An 18,701-nucleotide genomic window follows, 5' to 3' on the forward strand; every position below is an offset into this window, starting at 1 on the left:
ATGAACTCGCTCAAGCGTTGTGCCCTCTCGCGTCGCACATTTCTGCGCAGCGTCGGCGTCTCGCTGTCGCTGCCGCTATTCGACGCCATGACGCCGGCCCTGGCCCGAGCGGCTGAACAAGATACCGCACGACGGCTCGTCGCCGTGCAAACGAATCTCGGCATCATGCCGCACCTGTTCTTCCCGGAAATGGAAGGTTCCGATTACGAGCTGTCGCCGTATTTGAAACTGCTCGAGCCGGTCCGCCGCGACTTCACAGTCTTCTCGGGGCTGTCGCATCCCGGCGTCGATGGCGGTCACGCCAACGAAAAGGCGTTTCTCACCGGCGCGCCGCATCCGGCGGGGGCGGGCTTTCGGAACACCGTGTCGCTCGATCAAGTCGTGGCCGAACAGGTCGGCAGCCGCACCCGCCTGCCGAGCCTGACGCTCAACGTCAGCGCCGGAAACGGTACGAGCAGCATGTCGTTCACTCGCGCGGGCGTCGCGATTCCCGCCGAGTCGAGCGTCGCCGCGCTCTACAAACGGTTGTTCATCCAAGGGACGGCCCAAGAGACTGCCGCCCGTGTGGAAGACCTCAAGGCCGGCCGAAGCCTGCTCGATTCGGTTCGCGCGCGGGCCGGTCGTTTAGAAATGACGGTGGGGCCGGCCGATCGTCGGCGTCTCGATCAGTATTTCACCTCGATCCGCGAACTGGAGCAGCAACTGCTGCAGGCCGAAGCGTGGGAGTACAAACCGAAGCCGCAGGTTTCACTGGCGGAGCCGAAGGACGTCGACGGTCCGGCGCTGTTGATCTCGCAACTGCGGATGATGTTCGATTTGATTCGGTTGGCCCTGGAGACCGACTCAACCCGCGTCGTCAGCTTATACGTCGTTCCGCTCGGAACGCTGTCGGCCATCCCCGGCGTCGAGCATGAAACGCACTCGCTAACGCATCACGGTAACCGGCCCGAGATGATCGACGAACTGCGAAAGATCGAAGAAGCGCAGCTCGCCGCCGTCCGCGATTTTCTCCTCGGCCTGCAAACCGCGAACGAAACAGGCACGTCGTTGCTCGACCGCACGGCCGTGGTTTACGGCACCTGCATGGGGAACGCCAACGGCCACACGAACAAGAACTGGCCCATGCTGCTCGCCGGCGGCGGATTCAAGCACGGCCGACATCTGGCTTTCGATCGCGATCGCAACTATCCGCTAGCGAATCTCTATGTGTCACTGTTGCAACGCCTCGGGTTCGAATCAGACCGGTTTGCTTCGAGCACAGGCACGATGCGCGGTTTGGAAATGACCGCGTAAGTGCGGTTAACGCTAAAAATGCCGTCGATCTGAGCTTCGATTCGGTTCAAGTTCCGAGAAACGTCGGTTAAGATCGTGACTTGTCTTACTCGTCGATAGGGACAGATGCAGCGCGTTGAATTCCTGCGGCGCAGTGTGTCACGACCTTCTGGAGTTTTCTGCGCGAGTTCTCGCCATTCGCCAGCAAGTTCTACCAAATGACAGAGCGGCGATAGGCGGGCCGAGTATTGACCACCGTGCCGCCTAGAATCGGGCGGCGGCGCGAGTATACGACCGTAGAAGGTTGGTAGACAACCATCGGGGCTCGATAGACACGCGTCGCTGGCGGCGCCACGAACATCGGCTGATAAACGCGGCGATAAACCGGGCGATAGGTCCGCACCCATTGAGCGTTGGCCTCGGGTGCCAAGACAAACAAAGCCATAACGGCGAAAATCGAGAGGGCGAACCGCTTCATAGGATGCTTCCTTCTGGAGATGCCAACATGGTTACTTCGAAAAGCAGACCAAGTCTCGGGTGGACATCACGCATGCTTACAGATGTTAAGCACCATCCATGCCAATCGTCAACTGTTGTCAAAGTTTCTCGCCGTGCTGTGCGCCAAGACATTTGGGACTTTTCACGCGAGTTCTCGCCAGTCGGACGGCTACTCTCCTCGCTCGCGCTGAGTTTCACGCCGACGTGTTCTCGGTGATTATTGAGGGATGACCTCAATCACCCGGACCCAGCGCCGGTATGTTCATCGCCTGCGTCTGCAGCAGCAACAACATCGACGCAGCAGTCGGGTGAGGAGTACCCCGATCTACGGCGCGTGGCTGGCTCGCGCCGACGACGACGCTGCCAGTCGTCACGGTGCCAATGGAACGCTCGCCCGGCAGTGCTCACGCTGGCAGGAGCTTTTATCACTCGCAACTTGAAAGGGTCTGCTATTTCCGCCACTCATCGCATTGGATTCGAACTGATCGTTGGCTTCGCCTTCATACTGGGCAACGCTTAGCACAGTTCGCGGGGGCGCCAGGGCGAGAAGACTAAGGCGCTTCAGAAGCGGGAATACACATCGAGCGACAGCAACTCATTGACATTGATCCGGCCCTTGGTGGCCGATAACATAAACATTGCTTGATGGCTTGTGGATTCGCCATTTCTCGGGAGACGATGATGCTCACGATGTTTTCGCAACAGACTTCGCGGTCGTGCGACCAAGTTTCACGCCGCGAATTTCTCCGTGCGGGCGGACTCGGGCTGGGCGGATTCACCATGGTGGACATGCTTCGCTGGCGAGCGATGGGAGCGGTGGATGACCGGCAGCGGGCTAAGTCAGTGATTGTCGTTTTTCTTGCTGGTGGACCAAGCCACATCGACATGTACGATTTGAAGCCGGACGCTCCCGCCGAAATTCGCGGCGAATTCCAGCCGATCGAAACAAATGTTCCGGGCCTGCGCGTCTGCGAATTGATGCCGCGGCACGCGACGATCGCGGACAAGTTTTCGGTGGTAAACGGCGTGGAAATGTTGGACACGCATAGCGCCTGGGTGGTGATGACCGGTTTTGGGGAACGTGAAAAGCGGCCGGTGTTTGGCAGTTACATCAGTCGTATTCGTGGCAGCAGCGTAGGCGGCATGCCTACCTACGTTTCGCTGCGCGGCGAAAATGGCGCTGATCCCGGCGAACCGGCTTGGCTGGGCGCGGCTCATCGGCCATTCACGCCCAGTGGCGAAGGGATGAGCAGCCTGCAACTTTCGCGCGAAATCTCCACCGACCGCTTCGACGAGCGGCGCGGCCTGTTGCGTGATATGGACCGCCTGCCGCCGAACGCTCAGGATCAATTAGGTAATGTCGCGGGTTTTGATGGCTTTCGCGATCAGGCGCTGGAGATCATTCGTTCGCCGAAGACGCGTACCGCGTTCGACATCAGCCAGGAACCGAAGGCACTGCAAGACGCTTACGGCCCGGCCAAACGCTTGCTGCAAGCGCGACGGTTGGTTGAAGCGGGCGTCCCCGTGGTGACGCTTTCGATGGCGGGTACTATCTGCCCGCCGGGCGACTGGGATACCCACGCCGGTACCGACCAAAAGTCGCAAACCAACTTCTATGCCCTCCGGCAGAAGTTGCCCATTTACGATAAAGCGATTCATACCCTGATCACTGATTTGCACGATCGCGGTTTGGATAAGGACGTGTTGTTGGTGGTGCATGGCGAATTTGGCCGAACGCCCAAAATCAACAAGTTCGGCGGTCGCGACCACTGGGCTCCCGCCAGTTCCGTCTTGTTTTCGGGGGGGGGGCTGCAAATGGGCCAAGTCGTGGGCGACACCGGCCCACGGGCCGAACGAGCGGTAGATACGAATTACTCAGGCCAAAACATCCTGGCGACCATCTATCGCCACTTGGGAATTGACCTGGAAACCAAGTTGAACGATCTTTCGGGCCGACCACGCTATTTGCTGGACGACACGCGCCCCATTCGCGAACTGATCTAAGCCGCAAATCCTGATGGCATTTATCAGCAATTCCGTACGTGGTTTCACGCGGAAAGCCGTGCGCGGTTGAAAGGCGATTGCCAACGCGGATCCCGACTTCGTATTCTTATGACTTCGACGTGAACGATCCTAACTTGCGACGCGCATATTGGTGCGAACGGCTGCTCTCTTACGCCCGTTTTCCACAACGCTCACCCGGCGATTCACCAACTGTCCCGTTTCCGAACGCGCCGAAGTCAGCGGAGCACTAAGCTGTAGCATGCGGTGCTAGTGTTACCAACACGCGAATCGGCAGCAGTTGGACGCGCTGACAATGCGGCATGGCCCCGATGCTCTGCTATTTGCGGTGCTGAGAACCACGACATTTTGGACTTTTCGCGCGAATTCTCGCCACCGCTGGATCAAAATGCGATGGAAAAGCGACTAGCGACTCCTTTGGTCGGCAGCCACAATCGGGAGAATATCTAACACTTCAAAGCTGCCCCTCTAATTATTCAAACCTGCGACCCGACGGTTAACAGCCCCAGATCCCAGATGCTAAAGAAAAGCCACATCAGCCCCGGCCGCCTTGAGCGACCGGGGCCGACTGGGACTTCTGAATCCGTCAGTCAGCCACGTGCGGTCGAACGAGGGACCCCTCGTTGGATGGCGCAGTGAATCTCCCGTGTTGTGCGGACCAGATTCCGGAGACGGTGATCATAACGACGTTGCGTGCGAGTTGCGGTGGCCATCACTCGATCATGACCAACCCCACCGGTCGAGCAACCAGGCTGATGGAAATCGCCGCCTCGATTCGACTAAAATGGCGAGAACTCGCGCAGAAAACTCCAGAAGGTCGTGACACACAGCACGGCAACGCTCGTCGGTCGCTTGTCACCGAGCGCCGCTTTCACCTTATCCATCAGAACTTGGTAGAGATCGCCGTTGTTGACCTTTCGAGCAATTTCCTCAGCTCCTGCGGGCAGCGTCCATTTTTTGTGCCAGCGACGAATCGGCTGGCCGCTAATAGCATGCTTCACCACGATCACTTCATCGTCGGCGAATTCCTTGGTACGGCCGGCGTGAACGACACGTTGGGATCGAGGCCCGCCATATTCGATTGCCCCGAAAGAATGAACACCCGAACTTTCTTGTCAACCGCTTCGGCGGAAGAAAGACCGAGGAGTTATACAAAACCGAGGAAGAGAGGCAACGTAGGTTGTAGGCGGTGCATAACCGGTGAACTCCCAGCTGGCACGAGGCGGACTGTTTTCGACATCATGCGCTCCAACGCAGATCAGTGCAACCAAAGTCGATCGTGGGTGTGATACCGTTTGAGAATTCCCCTACCCTTCGCGATTTCGCTGCCCGTCCGCAACACATGCTGAAATTCCTACGCATCGTGAAATAGTGAGTTGCCCTGTTGTAGCATAGTCGATTGTGGTCCATGGTTGGGAGAGTTGCTAAACTGTCGGCTTCAATGAGGCGGCCGGGATTTAGCCAAGAAATGTCTGCGATTTGACGGACGAGCCACCCGTGTTTTGGCAACGCATGCCTGTTGCAAGATTGACTAGCTAACAGGGTTGGGCTATTCCCGCAGCCACCTAGTTGCGATTTGGAGGTATGGCTTCGCTGAAGGGAGTAGGGGTGACTGCCATTGGTGCGAGCAGGGGAGTTGTGTCGAAAATCCCGTAACTTATGCCAGCCGCAAGTGCAGGTTTCAGAAACGCCTCAAAGCGTGCGACGGCAGCAAATTGACCTTTTATAATCCGACCGCCAGACACGACGGCTTTGGCTGCGGTGAATAGAAAGCGATCAAAGTCGTTAACGACGACCTGGATAAAGGCAAGGCCAACCATGAGACAGTTTTGTTACGCGACACTCTTCGTACTGCTGTCCGTTTCTGCCTTAATTGGCGAAGAGCCGGTCGAGTCGGCCGTCGTGCTTAAGTTGAATGTTACGATCACCGATCCCTTGGCAATCGAATTCGGCGAGCTTCCCAAGATTACCGGCGAACATGCCGTCGTCTGTCCCGGGACGGAAGAGTTGAAGTTTCAACTGCACAATTATCTGATTCACCACGACGGCAAATATTGGTGCATGTTCAGTCATGGACCCGTTGTCGAAGACGTGCCGACTCAGTTTGTCAGCTATGCGACCAGCGACGATGGTCTGAAGTGGACCGCAGCGAAGCCAGTCATGACGGCACCCGAGGCTCCGTATGCATACATTGCCCGTGGGTTCTGGCTGCGAGACGGCGAATTGCTCGCGCTGGTCGCTCACTTTCGAGATAAAGGAGCATTCGGAGTCAACAAAGAATTGAAACTTGAAGCTTACGTCTGGGACAAGACGGCCGACGCTTGGAAGTTCAAAGACGTCTTGTACGAAGACGCCATCAATAACTTCGAGCCACAGTCGTTGAAAGACGGATCGTGGCTGATAACCCGCCGCGACGCGCGGTTCAACGTGTACATGCTCCGCGGCGGCGTGAAGGCGCTCGACGACTGGGAGTCGTTCCCTGTGATGCAACGGCTCCAGTATAAACCAATGGTCCCGGACGAACCGCTCTGTTTAATGTTGCCCGACGGCCGCATTCATGCGTTGTTCCGCGACAACGGTGGTTCGCAAAAACTGTTTCGCTCGTTTTCTTCCGACGGCGGCAAGTCCTGGACTAAGCCGGAGTTGACGAACTTTCCCAATGCGACGAGCAAGATCTATTCGATCCGGCTGAAAAGCGGTGCGTGGGTTTTGATCTCGAACGCCTGCGTCGGCGGACCGCCGATGATAGCCGGCCGTCGCTCGCTGTACGTGTCACTGTCGGAGGACGGCCTGACTTTCACGAAGATGGCGCAGCTTGTGATCCCCATGACCAAGGCGACGACGTTTCAGTATCCGCACGCGATCGAGCACAACGAGCATCTGCTCATCGCCTTCTCGCAGAAGAAAATGCAAACTGAGGTGCTCAAGGTGCCGCTGGCATCAGTCGAGGCATTGCGAAAGTGAAATACGGCCGGCTTCTCCAGGAGAAAGAATCATCATGAATCGGCAACTGATTTGTGCAGTCGCCTGCGTCGTTGCGATAGCACTCCTCTCGCCCGTCGTGGCCAACGACGTCGCGTCGCTCCCCAATATCGTCCTTATCGTTGCCGACGATTTGGGATACGGCGATCTCGGGTGCTACGGCGGTCAGCGAGCACGCACACCTCACCTCGATCGCTTGGCACAAGAAGGATTACGGCTGACCGATTTCCATGCCAACGCAGCCTCTTGTTCGCCGACCCGAGCCGCACTGCTGACTGGACAGTACCAGCAACGCTCTGGAGTAGTCGAGGCCCTGAGTGAACGTAGCCCGGGCCTTCCCGATGAAGCCCGCACCATCGCAGAGTATTTGAAGTCCGCCGGCTATGACACCGGGATCTTCGGCAAGTGGCATTTAGGATCGAAGCCCGAAAGCCGTGCGCTCCCCAACCGCCAAGGCTTCGACGTGTTTTGCGGTGCAAGGCACGGTGGAATCGATTACGTCTCGCACGTCGACCGTTACGGGCGACTCGATTGGTGGCACGACGAAAAACCCGTTGACGAGGCCGGCTACGCGACCGATTTGCTCGCCGAACATGCCGTTCGATTTATCGAAGGCCGACGCACCCGACCTTTCTTTCTCTATTTGCCGCACTTGGCCGTCCATTTTCCTTGGATGGAGCCAGGGGACGAAAGCTACCGTGAGGTCGGCAAGAACTACGACGATCGCACCAAGACGGGGCCGCATGCGCCCGAGAATGTTCCTCGCGTCGTCGATAAGATGGTCGAAAGGCTGGACGACGGCGTGGGCAAAGTGATGGATTGCCTGCGGCGATTGAAACTCGAGCGGAACACACTCGTCATCTTTACTTCAGACAACGGCGGCTACGTACATTATGCAGGGGCGAAAAACGTTTCGTCGAACGCACCGCTGCGGGGAGGAAAGATAGGGATGTACGAAGGCGGCCATCGCGTCCCCTGCCTTGCTTGGTGGCCAAGCAAAATTGCCGCAGGCGGCGTAAACTATGCGACGATGATGACCATGGACTTGCTGCCGACCTGCTTGGAGTTGGCAGGCTTGCCATTGCCACCCGCCGGCGGTCCCACGGCCCTCGACGGAGTGAGCCTAGTCCCCGTGCTGCTACGTGACGAACCCATCGCCGAGCGAACCTTGTTCTGGCAGACGGGCGATATGAAAGCCGTTCGCCGCGGACCTTGGAAAGTGGTGATTCAGCACGATCAGCCGGCGGAACTTTACAACTTGACGACCGATCTCGGTGAACGGAAGAATCTGGCGTCGCATGAACCGAAGCACATGCGAGATATGCTCACTGCTCTGGAGGTATGGCAATCGCAGTTCATAAAGTGATCGAATCGACGTGATAAGTCCTCGCAAGACGGTTTGGCAACCGGCTTTGATCCAGCGGTCTGGTGCGGCACTGGGATATGATGCCCCAGTTGCGGTCGTGGCTTCGGTAGCGGCTGCGACGACACCTCTAAGTCGTGTTGAAATTGCAGGTTAAGAAGATAGCCCCGGTGTCACAGCCGGGGTCTTTTTCGTTCTTGCCATGCACTGTTGTCCAGTTTTTTTCGACCCAAACTCCGGCCGCCAAAGATTTCAAAAATACGTGGCGGGTGCTCCTGACCGTTTGCGGGCTAAGTGTGACGAGGCGAATGACGCTTCGAAAAACAAACACTCAGATTTGGAGTCCTGACCATGAAACTTGCAACTCTCGCCGCGTCCCTGGTTGTTGCCGCTGTCGCCCTGATCGCCGTCCAATCGGCTTCTGCTCAAGGATACGGTGGTTTTCAACAAAGCTACTCCACGGGTTACGGCTGCCGCCCAGCCCCTTACTGCCCACCCCAGTTCTGCCCGCCGCAATATGGCCGGCCTTACTGCCCTCCAAGCTTCCAGCCCAACTGCTACCCAAACTGCCCGCAGCCTTGGTGCGGTACCGGGATGCAACGCCCAAATTACGGTTACGGCTTCAGTGGCGGCTACGGCAACCCCTAAGTTGTTTCTGAATCACAAGCTAAGAAGATAGCCCCGGTGTCACAGCCGGGGCTTTTTTTGTGTTTGCCAGGCATGTTTGCCAATTCGAGGGTGGAAGTCCCTTATCCAACCTGATGGAGGTGAAGGATCAGCGAAGCGCAAGGGCGTCGCGGTGACGCGGGGTTTGAAGGAAGCGTGGAGCAAAGTCGCGGCCTGACGCACAGGAATCGGATCGTAGGCAGTACCGGTGGGACGAGCCGCCACGAAACGGCGAAGTCCTCCATCCATCGAAGGCCGGTGCTGTAAATCCGGCGGGCGTGCGACGAAGGTTGTCAAACTTAACCTGGGAGGTCTGGCGTGTGTTTGGGAGGAACAGCCTTGCTGCTGCGACCCGAACTGATTGCTTCGCAAGGAGCGATGACCGCACGTCAGAAGTCAGCCGAGGGCATAGTAGGCGGGTGCCGCCGATCCGCTTGAGCGGGACACTGACTCGAAAGAGCAGAAACGGCCTGGGCTCACACGATCGTCGCGGTCCGTCCGAAGGCCCGAACGGTACCTCGTGCTAAACGAGGTAAATGGAGTGGCAAGTAAGTCCGAGAACTCATGGGCAGCAAACGGCAGAAAAACCAGACGCAGCAGACACAACTGCTGCTGGCCTTTGCGGGGGAAGCTGGGAGTGAATCTCCGAGCGCCCGCGACGAAGGGACCGTGCTGTCTGCGGCGAACTTGAGCACTGAACGCCCGACAGGTAGTGATCGGTTGATGGAGTGCATCTGCGACGCATCCAATCTCAACCAGGCGATTGCGAAAGTAATTGCCAACGGTGGCGCTCCCGGCGTGGATGGAATGCGTGTGACGCAACTCGAAAAGTATTTCGAGCGTCACCGCGACCGGATCGTCGGCGGGTTGCTCGCTGGGACGTATCGGCCTCAGCCGGTAAAGCGTGTGGAGATCCCTAAGCCCGACGGTGGAGTGCGTAAGCTTGGCATTCCGACGGTGGTGGATCGCGTGATCCAGCAGGCGATTCTTCAGGTGCTTTCACCGCTCTGGGACGCGACGTTTTCGGAGCACAGTTTCGGCTTTCGGCCGGGCCGGTCGGCTCACCAGGCAATCGCCCAAGTCCAGCAATATCTGGAGGAGGGGTACACCTGGGTCGTCGATTTGGATCTGGAGAAATTCTTCGACCGCGTGAACCACGACGTGCTGATGAGCCGCGTGGCTCGGCGTGTGGAAGACAAACGACTGCTGAAACTGATTCGTGCCTTCTTGAACTCGGGAGTGATGATTGAGGGGCTAACCGAGGCGACTCCGGAAGGAACGCCGCAGGGAGGCCCGCTCTCACCGTTGCTCTCGAACTTGCTGCTGGATGAACTGGATCGCGAGCTTGAGTCTCGCGGCCTGCGTTTCGCCCGCTACGCCGATGACTGCAACGTGTACGTCAAAAGCCAGCGGGCGGGACAACGTGTTCTGCAAAGCGTGACTCACTGGCTGGCCACTCAGCTCCGGCTGACAGTCAACCAGACGAAGAGCGCCGTGGACCGCCCTGGGAAACGCAAGTTCCTGGGGTTCACGTTCGCCTCCAGCAAGAAGCGGAGCATCGCACCTTCATCGCGAGCGAAGTTCAAGCAGCGAATCCGGCAACTGACCAAACGTAACCGGGGCTCGTCCTTGGAACGCGTGGTCAGCGAACTGCGCAGTTACTTGCTGGGTTGGCGAGGCTACTTCGGCTTCTGCCAGACCCCATCGGTGCTGCGTGACTTCGACAGTTGGATTCACCGTCGGTTGAGATGCTATGCGTGGAAGCAATGGCGGACTGGCCCACGCCGGTTCGCTGAACTGCGAAGGCTGGGAATCGGCAAAGACCTTGCCGCTCAAACCGCCGGCAGCCGCAAAGGCTACTGGCACCTCAGCCGCAGCCCCGCGCTGGGAATTTCGCTCACCCGAGCGTACTTCGAGGCGCTGGGCCTTCCGATGCTCTCCCCAACAACCTGAACCACCCGTTCACCCAGCCGAACCGCCGCGGTACGGACCCGTATGCCCGGTGGTGTGGGAGGGGCAGAGCCGAAAGGCTCTCCCCTATCCCGATTGTTGCCGTGGGCGGTTGTCCCGTTTCCTCCCGATCAAACTCCGGCCGCCAAAGATTTCAAAAATACATGGCGGGTGCTGCTGACCGTTTACGGGCTAAGTGTGACGAGGCGAATGACGCTTCGAAAAACAAACACTCAGGTTTAGGAACTTGGCCATGAAGCTCGCATCTATCGCCCTGTCGCTCGTCGTTGCTGTGATCGCCCTGGTAGCCGTCGAATCGGCGTCCGCTCAGGGCTTTGGCGGGTACTCCTACAGCTGGTCGAGTGGTGGCAACTGCCAGCCTGGTTTTCAGCAGAACTGCTCGCCCTACGGCCAACCCAACTGCCAGCCTGGGATGGGCCTGTACAACCGACCTGTGTGTCCACCGCAGTACGGCATGAACCCCGGCTACTGCCCGCCGAGCTTCCGGCCTTCTGGCCAGCAGATGACGCCCCACTGTGGCACCGGCATGACACCTCGTCAGCACAGCATGGGATACGGCTACAACCCGTAGAGCGACCGGCAGGTCATGAGCCACGCCAGCCCCGGCACTGCGACCGGGGTTACCCGATCCGAACGAGGCTTCTATTCTTCGGCCGATGTGACCGAAGTAGCTTGTTGTTAGGCGAAGGGACGGAAGCAAGCCGGCGGTAGGCCGAACGATTTTGAATTGTAGGCATGTCAGACACGGGCCCCAAACAAGGCCCCTACGCCAGCCGTGAGTGCCATCGCCAATATGCCCCAGAAAGTCACTCGCACCGCGGCTATGAGCACTGGAGCGCCTCCTGCATAGGCGCCAAAACCACCCAGCAATGCGAGGAATACAACGGAAGTCCCAATGACAACGGGAATCAATGCCTGCGGCGGAACCATGATCGCCGTGAGCAGCGGCATTGCTGCTCCCACGGCAAACGTGCCCGCGGAGGCGAAAGCTGCCTGCACGGGGCGGGCGGTCGTCAGATCCGAAATCCCTAGCTCGTCACGAGCATGCGTGGCGAGTGAATCGTGAGCCATCAACTGACCGGCAACCTGTTCGGCCAGCACTTCATCGAGTCCTCGCTGCACGTAGATGGCAGCCAATTCGCGATGCTCAGCGGATCGATCGGCAGCAAGCTCCTGGCGCTCGCGCGCCAGGTCAGCCTGTTCGGTATCGGCCTGCGAACTAACCGAGACATATTCACCAGCAGCCATCGACATTGCGCCCGCGACCAGTCCAGCCACGCCGGCTACAAGAATCTCACTGGATGCTGCCTGTGCAGAGGCTACGCCGACGACAAGACTGGCGGTCGACACGATACCGTCGTTGGCTCCGAGCACTGCTGCGCGGAGCCAACCGATGCGATCGGTGCGGTGCCATTCGCGATGTAACGCTCTCACAAAGTTCACTCCCAAACTGAATTCCTACCGTCCGCGGTGTCGGAACTGCAGTTTCGCGGCGGGTTGCATGATACCACCCCCTGCGCTACGCAAGTTCCGCTCTTGATCCGCCATCACCGCTTGTAAGGCGGCAGTCCACACATCGTCGTCTGCAACATCGTGGGCAGTGGCCACCGCTGCGAGTGTTTGTTCGTCAACATGCTGTAGGTGAATTGCCTGCCGTGGATCGGCAATGCCCTGTGGATTTCCGTCTGCGGAGTTGAGCGCGAAACTGAGTGCTGCGGACTGTTGTCCCGATAAGCGGCTGACAGCACTTGAGTATTCGTACACTCGATCGGTGCCAGAATCCACGATCCAAATGTGGTTGACGTCGTTCGGATCGATGGTCAAGCCAGTCGGATTGCGATTGGTGGCGTCGATTTGCCAGCTTCCTTGCCATGCGCCGGATAGTGAATAGCGAAATACCTTGTCCACCGAGTTGGTATTATTCACTACCCACAGATGCGCGCCATCCGTCGTTACATCAAACGGATCGCGATTGCTGACCGCAAGGGCGAAGTTGGATGTCGCCTTCACACTGCCACTGCGCCGCGCGGCGGCACCCGCAAAGAGAAATATCCGATCGGTTTCGCGATCGACGATCCAGAGATCAGTGCCGTTCGTGGCGATTCCTTCCGGCTTGTCGATGCCTTTGGTTTGCCACTGACCGAGAAGACGACCACTCTGGTCATGCACAAACACCTTGCCATCTTTGTCGACGACCCAATAGACGGAACCGTCCTTGTTGGCCGCAACACCCCGCGACTCCTGAGCCTGCTTGTTGAGTGAGTGCCGAACGACCAAGTTGCCGGCAGCATCGTAATTGAAGGTCTGGTCGGCCGTCGCATCGACGACGATAAACTTGGTGTCGCTGGTGGTGGGCAACGTTTTGACATCGATTGTGACCGTAACCAGATTGCCGTTCAGCAGGCCGTCGCTGGCGAGGTAAGCGAAGGAATCGATTCCGGAAAATCCAGTTCGCGGCGTGTAGGTGAACGAGCCATTGGAATTGAATACCAGAGTTCCGTTGGCCGGATTTGTGGACAAGGCAGCAGACAATGAATCACCATCGACCTCGCGATCGTTTGCCAGCACACCGGTTGTTGCAGGGACCGGGAGCGCAATGCCTTGATTAGTTTGATAGCCATCGTTAACGCCGACCGGCGGGTCGTTGACCGGTGTCACTGTGATGCTCACTGTGATCAGGTTGGAATCGGCCGAGCCATCGTTGGCGCGATAAACAAAGCTGTCGGCCCCGTTGTAATTCGAAATCGGGGAGTAAACGAACGAACCATCGGGATTGAGCATCAGCGTGCCATGACTGGGACCGCTCACCAGAATCGCACGCAGCGTATTGCCATCCACATCAACATCGTTGCTCAACACACCGCCGGCCATCACTGCCAGGAGAACGTCTTCAGCCGTTGAATAGACTTCCCCGGACGCAATCGGTGCGTCATTGACGGCAATGACCGTGAGATTCACCGTCGTGATCGCCGAATCCAGTGTTCCGTCATTGGCCTGGTAAGCAAAGCTATCCGGGCCGTTGTAGTTAGCAGTTGGAGAGTACGCGAACGAACCGTCAGGATTCAACGTTAATGTGCCGTGGCTGGGACCAGCAACAAGCACGGCCGTTAGCGTGGCACTATCGGCATCTGTATCGTTCGCCAAAACGCCATTCGTGATGATCGACAGTTGGGTATCTTCCGCAATCGTATACGAATCCACGCTGGCCAGCGGCGCAGTGTTCACCGGCGTGACGGCTAGGCTCACCGTGACGATATTGGAATCCGCAACGCCGTCATTCGTTTTGTAAGTGAAGCTGTCAGTGCCGTTGTAGTTGGCATTCGGCGAATAGCTGAACGAACCATTTGCGTTTAGAGTCAACGTGCCATGGCTTGGCCCCGTTGCGAGAACGGCCGTCAGTTTGCCCCCTTCGATATCTGTATCATTGCTTAGCACTCCGCTCACAGCGATGGTGAGCGAAGCATTTTCGGCCGTCGCGTAAGAGTCGGCAGTTGCCACGGGAGCGTCGTTCACACTCGCAAGTGAAATAGTAAAAGTCTGCACTGCGCTCGTATCGATTCCGCCATTGGCAGTGCCGCCGTTGTCATGCAACTGCACTATCACTGTCGCGGTTCCAAACGCATTTGCTGCTGGCGTGAAATTGAGCGTGCCATCGGCGGAAACAGTGGGCTGAACGCTGAAGAGCGAATTGCTGTCATTGCTGACTAGGAAGTTCACCGATTGACTTAATTCGCTGGCGGGACCGGCGCTGATAGCCGTTGCCCAGGCTACGATCGACTGCAGTCCGGAATCCTCGGAAACGCTAACATTGCCGCCGCTGACAAACGAGGGGGCCACATTGATTACTTCGATGCTCGAAGCATGTGCGCCAAAGTCATCTTCGTACTCGATCTCGCCTTCTTCCAGATCTTCAAATTCATAGCCATCGCCGGGAACAGGAGTTCCGATCACCACGGGAATTGAGCCCAACACAACGTTGGTTCCAGCCCGTACGAATTGCAGGTCGAAGCGATGTGGAATGCCATCGCCGACGAACTCGAAGTCGAAGGAAGCAGTGCTACCAGCGCTGAGGCCGCGCAGCGTGCCGGTGTGGTTGACAATGCGAACTCGTGGATCGGAGGCTTGCAATTCAATATCAACGGCGACATTAGTCACTGCGTTTTGAATAGCACTCGTCACGCCATTCGCCACACTAGCGCCAAAGCCGGAGGCAATCTGAAAATAGAGTGGGTCACCCGGAGCAATGGGGTCTGCCGTGCCGTTGGCGATCGTTGCCGTCGATTGATTGGTTGCACCCGTGAGTTTGGAGATGGCCTCCAGTCCCTGTCGCGGGTCGATCGTCGCTTGCGGATTGGTGCCCAGGCCGATGACGAGCGCACCCAACGCATTCAAGCCCGTGATCGTCTGTTGAATCCCCGCACCGTTGTTGAACGGCGTAGTGGGGCGTGATGTTTGTGTGAATGCAGAGACGGGTAACGTCAGACCGCCCAAGCCTGTGACCGATGTTTCGCCCTGCGGTTGATAGGCAAAGCCGATATCCGTTGCCAGCAGAATGATGGGCAACGCACCGGCGCGAAAACCTGCACCGCCTAAACTGCCCGCGGCCGGCATCACAGAATTGGCAGCGTCGGCCGTGAAGGACGCAAAGGAGGGAACGTCACCGCTGCTGCCCGGATTGAGTTGCGTCGCCGCCAAACCTGCGCGGCCGCTATCAAGCACCGAGCCGTTGTTGTTGCCGTCGAATCCTCGTCCGGTCACGAGTTGATAGAGCGCTTCAATGTCGGTCTCAGGTCCATCGCCGCCGTATCCTGGTGTTGTGCGATTCAGCGCCGCTTGAATGGCGGTTAAATAGCCCGTGGTGCTGGCCGCCACGATAGGCTGATTCAGAGTGAACGGCCGTCCGGTCGCATATTCCGAAGCGAAGTTGGCATACTCTTCGAGACGTCCCACGCCAAAGCCAAGATCAATGCCTGGCAACGAAGTCTGCAACTGCGAAATGATGCTGGGAAAGGCGGACCGAACGATCGGGCTGTTGTTCACAAAGCTGCCAGTGTCATCGAACAGCAGAAACACGTCCACCAGGTTCGTTAGCGCACCCGTATCTGGAAGCGTGAGACTTACCGTCTGCCGATGGCTCGCACCGATTGCCAGCGATGTCGTGATGCTCGGTGGGTTGACGTTGCCCACCGCGGGATTGCTGACTCCACTCGGCCAGAGAATACCGCCGACCGTAGTTGGCGAAGTTTGGGTGTAACCAGCAGAGATGATTTCGCGAACGATATATGCGCCTGGCGTCAGGTTGGTGAAAGTGTACGAGCCATCGGCCGACGTCATCGTGCTGGGTTCGTCAGCGTCATGGATGTCATCCCGGTCGAGGTCAACATAGATGGTTGCGCCACCCACTCCCATTTCACCTGCGTCGCGCACATGATTTCCGTTGGCGTCATCAAAACGGGTTCCATGGATTTCGTTGGCGCGATACACAGACGCAAAATCAACGCCCGACTGACCAGCAGCGGTGATTGTCACCACATGCTCCCGTTCGGCGGCCGGCGTGGCACTCAGAGTTGCTGGAACAACTTGCCGAACGGAGTACGTGCCGCTGGCCAGATGCGTGAAGCTGTAAGTACCCGCCTCATCGACTCCCGGGGTGTAGTACAAATCGACGGATGTTTGAACCTCTGGCTCACCGACGTCGAGTGTCGCACTGTTGTTGAGATCCAGATATACGGTGACTCCACCGAGGCCGCGCTCACCGGCGTCTCGCACTTGATCACGATCTGAATCAGCGAACACCACGCCACGAATGCTGGAATCCCTAATCTCGGCTTCACCAAAGTCGAGTCCACTGACGGTATCGCCACTACGCAGGGCAACTGTGCGAGAGTTCGTGAGCGGTGCTGTTGCCCGCCAGCCAGTGGTGGGCTGCACATAAATGGTGATAGTCCCAGGCAGAATGCCGGGTAGCGTGTACGAGCCATCTGCAGCCGAGGTCGCCTGGGGCTCGCCGACGCTCAAAAGCCGATCGGAATTGAGGTCCGCATAGACTGTCCAGCCTGCGAGGCCCGGATCAGTGAATTCGCCCGTCGTCGCATTGACGTTACGTATTCCGTTAGAGTTGATGTCGTTCCAAACAGTTCCGCGCAGCGATCCCGGTGTCGCAACTGCGATGTTGTAATTGGCGAAGTCAGGAGCAACCGACTCAGCACCAGAATAGACAACGACCGATTCGCTATCGCTAAAAGTGCTCGCTGCTTCCCAGCCGGTTGGCAGAACTTCGATCACTTGATACTCGCCAACTTGCAGATCGGCAAACAAGTAGTTCCCCGCAGCGTCGGTGAGCGTCGTTGGCTCTGTTGCATCCGCGACTCGATTGCGATTCAAGTCGAGATAGATGGTCCAATTCGCGAGTCCGGGATCCAGATAGGCACCCGTGATCGTACTGACATCGCGCAGACTGTTGCGATTGAGATCATTCCAGACGGTTCCGCTAATCGATCCGTTGAGCGATGTGAAGTTGGCAAAGTCATCCGCCGTCGACACCTCACCACCATTGACTGCCACGGTTTGGCGGGAATCGAAAGTCGGCGATACGCTCCAACCGCTGGGTAAAACTTCGGTGACTTCGTAATCGCCAGCATCCAAACTAATGAACGCGTAGTTGCCGTCCGTATCGGTTACCGTAGAGAGTTCGCCGACATCCAGCGCACGATTATTGTTCGCGTCTAAAAAGACGGTCCAATCCGCGAGGCCAGGCTCGGTGAACTCACCGGTTGTTGGGTTCGTCTCACGGACTCCATTGGCATTGGTGTCGTTCCAAATCACTCCCTGGATCGAACCGTTCGTCATACTGAAGTTGGCAAAGTCCTGCACCACTTGTTCGCGAGCGACGACACTGGCAGTCTGCCGAATGTCAAAGCGGGAAGGAACATCCCAACCCGCAGGCAGAACCTCGGTCACCTCATAGTCATCCGGCGGCAATCCGACGAACGAATAGCTGCCATCCGCCGCAGTGACCGTTGCTGGTTCGCCAGCGCCTAGCGCTCGATCATTATCAAGATCCAAGAATACGGTCCAACCAACGAGGCCCGGTTCTGTAAACGCGCCTGAGACTGGATCCGTTGCGCGGATGCTGTCTTGATCGAGATCGTTCCACACAGTCCCCACAATGTCGCCGCCGCTGAAGTTGAAAAAGTCAGCTTGGGTGCTTTGACCTTGAGTAACGATTACATCCTGGGAAACCGGAGCCGTCGCGGTCCAGCCACTTTGAACCACCTCACCGACACGGTACGTATTGGGAACCAGGCGATTGATCCTGTAGTCACCGTCGACATTCGTGACTGCTGATGGCTCTTGCGTCCCCGCCGCATCGTTGTTCAACGTGCCGCTATTGTCTAAGTCGAGATAAACCGTCCAGCCTGCGATGCCGTTCTCGCCGCCGTCGCGCACGCCGTTGGAATTGACGTCTTCGTAAACAGTGCCGCTCACGGCGGTGTTCGCCGTTCCTTGCAGAACATCGGCCACTAGCATGGCCAGCAGCGAACGCCCTTCCAAGTTTTCCAGCGACAGAAAGCGGCGGCGTTTGTTGTTGCGTGTGCTACTGGATTTCGAACCGCGATTCTTCTTGGGGCTGTTGGCCATCAACAGAGAGACTGGGGCGTTCATGGTGAATTCCTCTGACACAGGTGTAGAAAAGTGGGCATGGCGGCACTGACATGCTGAAAACGGAAGTACATTCGACACCCGAAGAATATTGAGAATCACTTTTTAAAAATGCCGGGGTTGTTCCTATGTGCAATTTTTCGTGCCGGGGTTTCCCCGGCAGCCACTCTGGCGACCCCGGCATAGGGTGGAGATATGACCAGCCTCAGGGCGGTTACACTGAATTGCTTCCGCTGGCTATCCGACGCATTGCTGATCGAAACCC

The 18,701-nt window shown here is 57.7% G+C and carries 12 protein-coding genes; 7 read left to right on the top strand and 5 right to left on the bottom strand.

Features of this window, described 5'->3' with window-relative positions; all coding sequences use genetic code 11:
• Positions 1-1,293 (top strand): DUF1552 domain-containing protein, encoded by a 1,293-nt coding sequence (locus tag ETAA8_RS08210; protein ID WP_145087363.1) that lies wholly within the window; start codon positions 1-3, stop codon positions 1,291-1,293.
• Between the two features lie 190 nt (positions 1,294-1,483).
• Here the strand turns inward: ETAA8_RS08210 and ETAA8_RS08215 are convergent, their stop codons facing one another.
• Positions 1,484-1,750 carry a hypothetical protein gene (locus tag ETAA8_RS08215; RefSeq protein WP_145087365.1) on the bottom strand — a complete coding sequence of 89 codons (267 nt, stop codon included), beginning with the start codon at positions 1,748-1,750 and terminating at the stop codon, positions 1,484-1,486.
• 800 nt (positions 1,751-2,550) lie between these two features.
• Here ETAA8_RS08215 and ETAA8_RS08220 point away from each other — a divergent pair.
• A complete protein-coding gene (locus ETAA8_RS08220; RefSeq protein WP_202921676.1) occupies positions 2,551-3,774 on the top strand; it encodes a DUF1501 domain-containing protein in 1,224 nt (407 codons plus the stop codon).
• Positions 3,775-4,571: 797 nt separating this feature from the next.
• Here the strand turns inward: ETAA8_RS08220 and ETAA8_RS08225 are convergent.
• Together ETAA8_RS08225 and ETAA8_RS08230 are read right to left on the bottom strand one after the other, a co-directional pair.
• Positions 4,572-4,793 (bottom strand): hypothetical protein, encoded by a 222-nt coding sequence (locus tag ETAA8_RS08225; RefSeq protein WP_145087368.1) that lies wholly within the window; start codon positions 4,791-4,793, stop codon positions 4,572-4,574.
• 564 nt (positions 4,794-5,357) lie between these two features.
• Positions 5,358-5,612 carry a hypothetical protein gene (locus ETAA8_RS08230; RefSeq protein WP_145087370.1) on the bottom strand — a complete coding sequence of 85 codons (255 nt, stop codon included), beginning with the start codon at positions 5,610-5,612 and terminating at the stop codon, positions 5,358-5,360.
• On the opposite strand from ETAA8_RS08230, the gene ETAA8_RS08235 reads away from it, so the two are divergent.
• From ETAA8_RS08235 to ETAA8_RS08255, 5 genes are all read left to right on the top strand, one after another.
• Positions 5,611-6,756: an exo-alpha-sialidase gene (locus tag ETAA8_RS08235; RefSeq protein WP_145087372.1), complete on the top strand. Its 1,146-nt coding sequence runs from the start codon at positions 5,611-5,613 to the stop codon at positions 6,754-6,756. The two genes, ETAA8_RS08230 and ETAA8_RS08235, sit on opposite strands and share 2 nt — an antisense overlap.
• A 34-nt stretch (positions 6,757-6,790) precedes the next feature.
• Entirely contained in the window at positions 6,791-8,140 is a 1,350-nt protein-coding gene (locus ETAA8_RS08240; protein WP_145087374.1) for a sulfatase-like hydrolase/transferase, read from the top strand.
• A 348-nt stretch (positions 8,141-8,488) separates the two neighbouring features.
• Entirely contained in the window at positions 8,489-8,785 is a 297-nt protein-coding gene (locus tag ETAA8_RS08245; RefSeq protein WP_145087376.1) for a hypothetical protein, read from the top strand.
• A 582-nt stretch (positions 8,786-9,367) separates the two neighbouring features.
• Positions 9,368-10,756 carry a group II intron reverse transcriptase/maturase gene (gene ltrA, locus ETAA8_RS08250; protein WP_238397424.1) on the top strand — a complete coding sequence of 463 codons (1,389 nt, stop codon included), beginning with the start codon at positions 9,368-9,370 and terminating at the stop codon, positions 10,754-10,756.
• A 250-nt stretch (positions 10,757-11,006) separates the two neighbouring features.
• Entirely contained in the window at positions 11,007-11,345 is a 339-nt protein-coding gene (locus tag ETAA8_RS08255) for a hypothetical protein (RefSeq protein WP_145087378.1), read from the top strand.
• Positions 11,346-11,512: 167 nt separating this feature from the next.
• Here ETAA8_RS08255 and ETAA8_RS08260 read toward each other — a convergent pair whose 3' ends face one another.
• Positions 11,513-12,208, bottom strand: coding sequence for a VIT1/CCC1 transporter family protein (locus tag ETAA8_RS08260; RefSeq protein WP_145087380.1), 696 nt, complete (start codon positions 12,206-12,208; stop codon positions 11,513-11,515).
• Positions 12,209-12,232: 24 nt separating this feature from the next.
• Positions 12,233-18,439: a tandem-95 repeat protein gene (locus ETAA8_RS08265; protein WP_145087382.1), complete on the bottom strand. Its 6,207-nt coding sequence runs from the start codon at positions 18,437-18,439 to the stop codon at positions 12,233-12,235.
• Positions 18,440-18,701: the final 262 nt, after the last annotated feature.

The sequence above is a fragment of the Anatilimnocola aggregata genome (genome assembly GCF_007747655.1).
Taxonomy (GTDB): Bacteria; Planctomycetota; Planctomycetia; order Pirellulales; family Pirellulaceae; genus Anatilimnocola; species Anatilimnocola aggregata.

Bases quoted from the DNA above. Each gene is read 5' to 3' on its own strand.
- ETAA8_RS08265 (WP_145087382.1), bottom strand. From the start codon at position 18,439: ATGAACGCCCCAGTCTCTCTGTTGATGGCCAACAGCCCCAAGAAGAAT.
- ETAA8_RS08255 (WP_145087378.1), top strand. From the start codon at position 11,007: ATGAAGCTCGCATCTATCGCCCTGTCGCTCGTCGTTGCTGTGATCGCC.
- ETAA8_RS08230 (WP_145087370.1), bottom strand. From the start codon at position 5,612: ATGGTTGGCCTTGCCTTTATCCAGGTCGTCGTTAACGACTTTGATCGC.
- ETAA8_RS08245 (WP_145087376.1), top strand. From the start codon at position 8,489: ATGAAACTTGCAACTCTCGCCGCGTCCCTGGTTGTTGCCGCTGTCGCC.
- ETAA8_RS08240 (WP_145087374.1), top strand. From the start codon at position 6,791: ATGAATCGGCAACTGATTTGTGCAGTCGCCTGCGTCGTTGCGATAGCA.
- ETAA8_RS08235 (WP_145087372.1), top strand. From the start codon at position 5,611: ATGAGACAGTTTTGTTACGCGACACTCTTCGTACTGCTGTCCGTTTCT.
- ETAA8_RS08215 (WP_145087365.1), bottom strand. From the start codon at position 1,750: ATGAAGCGGTTCGCCCTCTCGATTTTCGCCGTTATGGCTTTGTTTGTC.
- ltrA (WP_238397424.1), top strand. From the start codon at position 9,368: ATGGGCAGCAAACGGCAGAAAAACCAGACGCAGCAGACACAACTGCTG.
- ETAA8_RS08220 (WP_202921676.1), top strand. From the start codon at position 2,551: ATGGTGGACATGCTTCGCTGGCGAGCGATGGGAGCGGTGGATGACCGG.
- ETAA8_RS08210 (WP_145087363.1), top strand. From the start codon at position 1: ATGAACTCGCTCAAGCGTTGTGCCCTCTCGCGTCGCACATTTCTGCGC.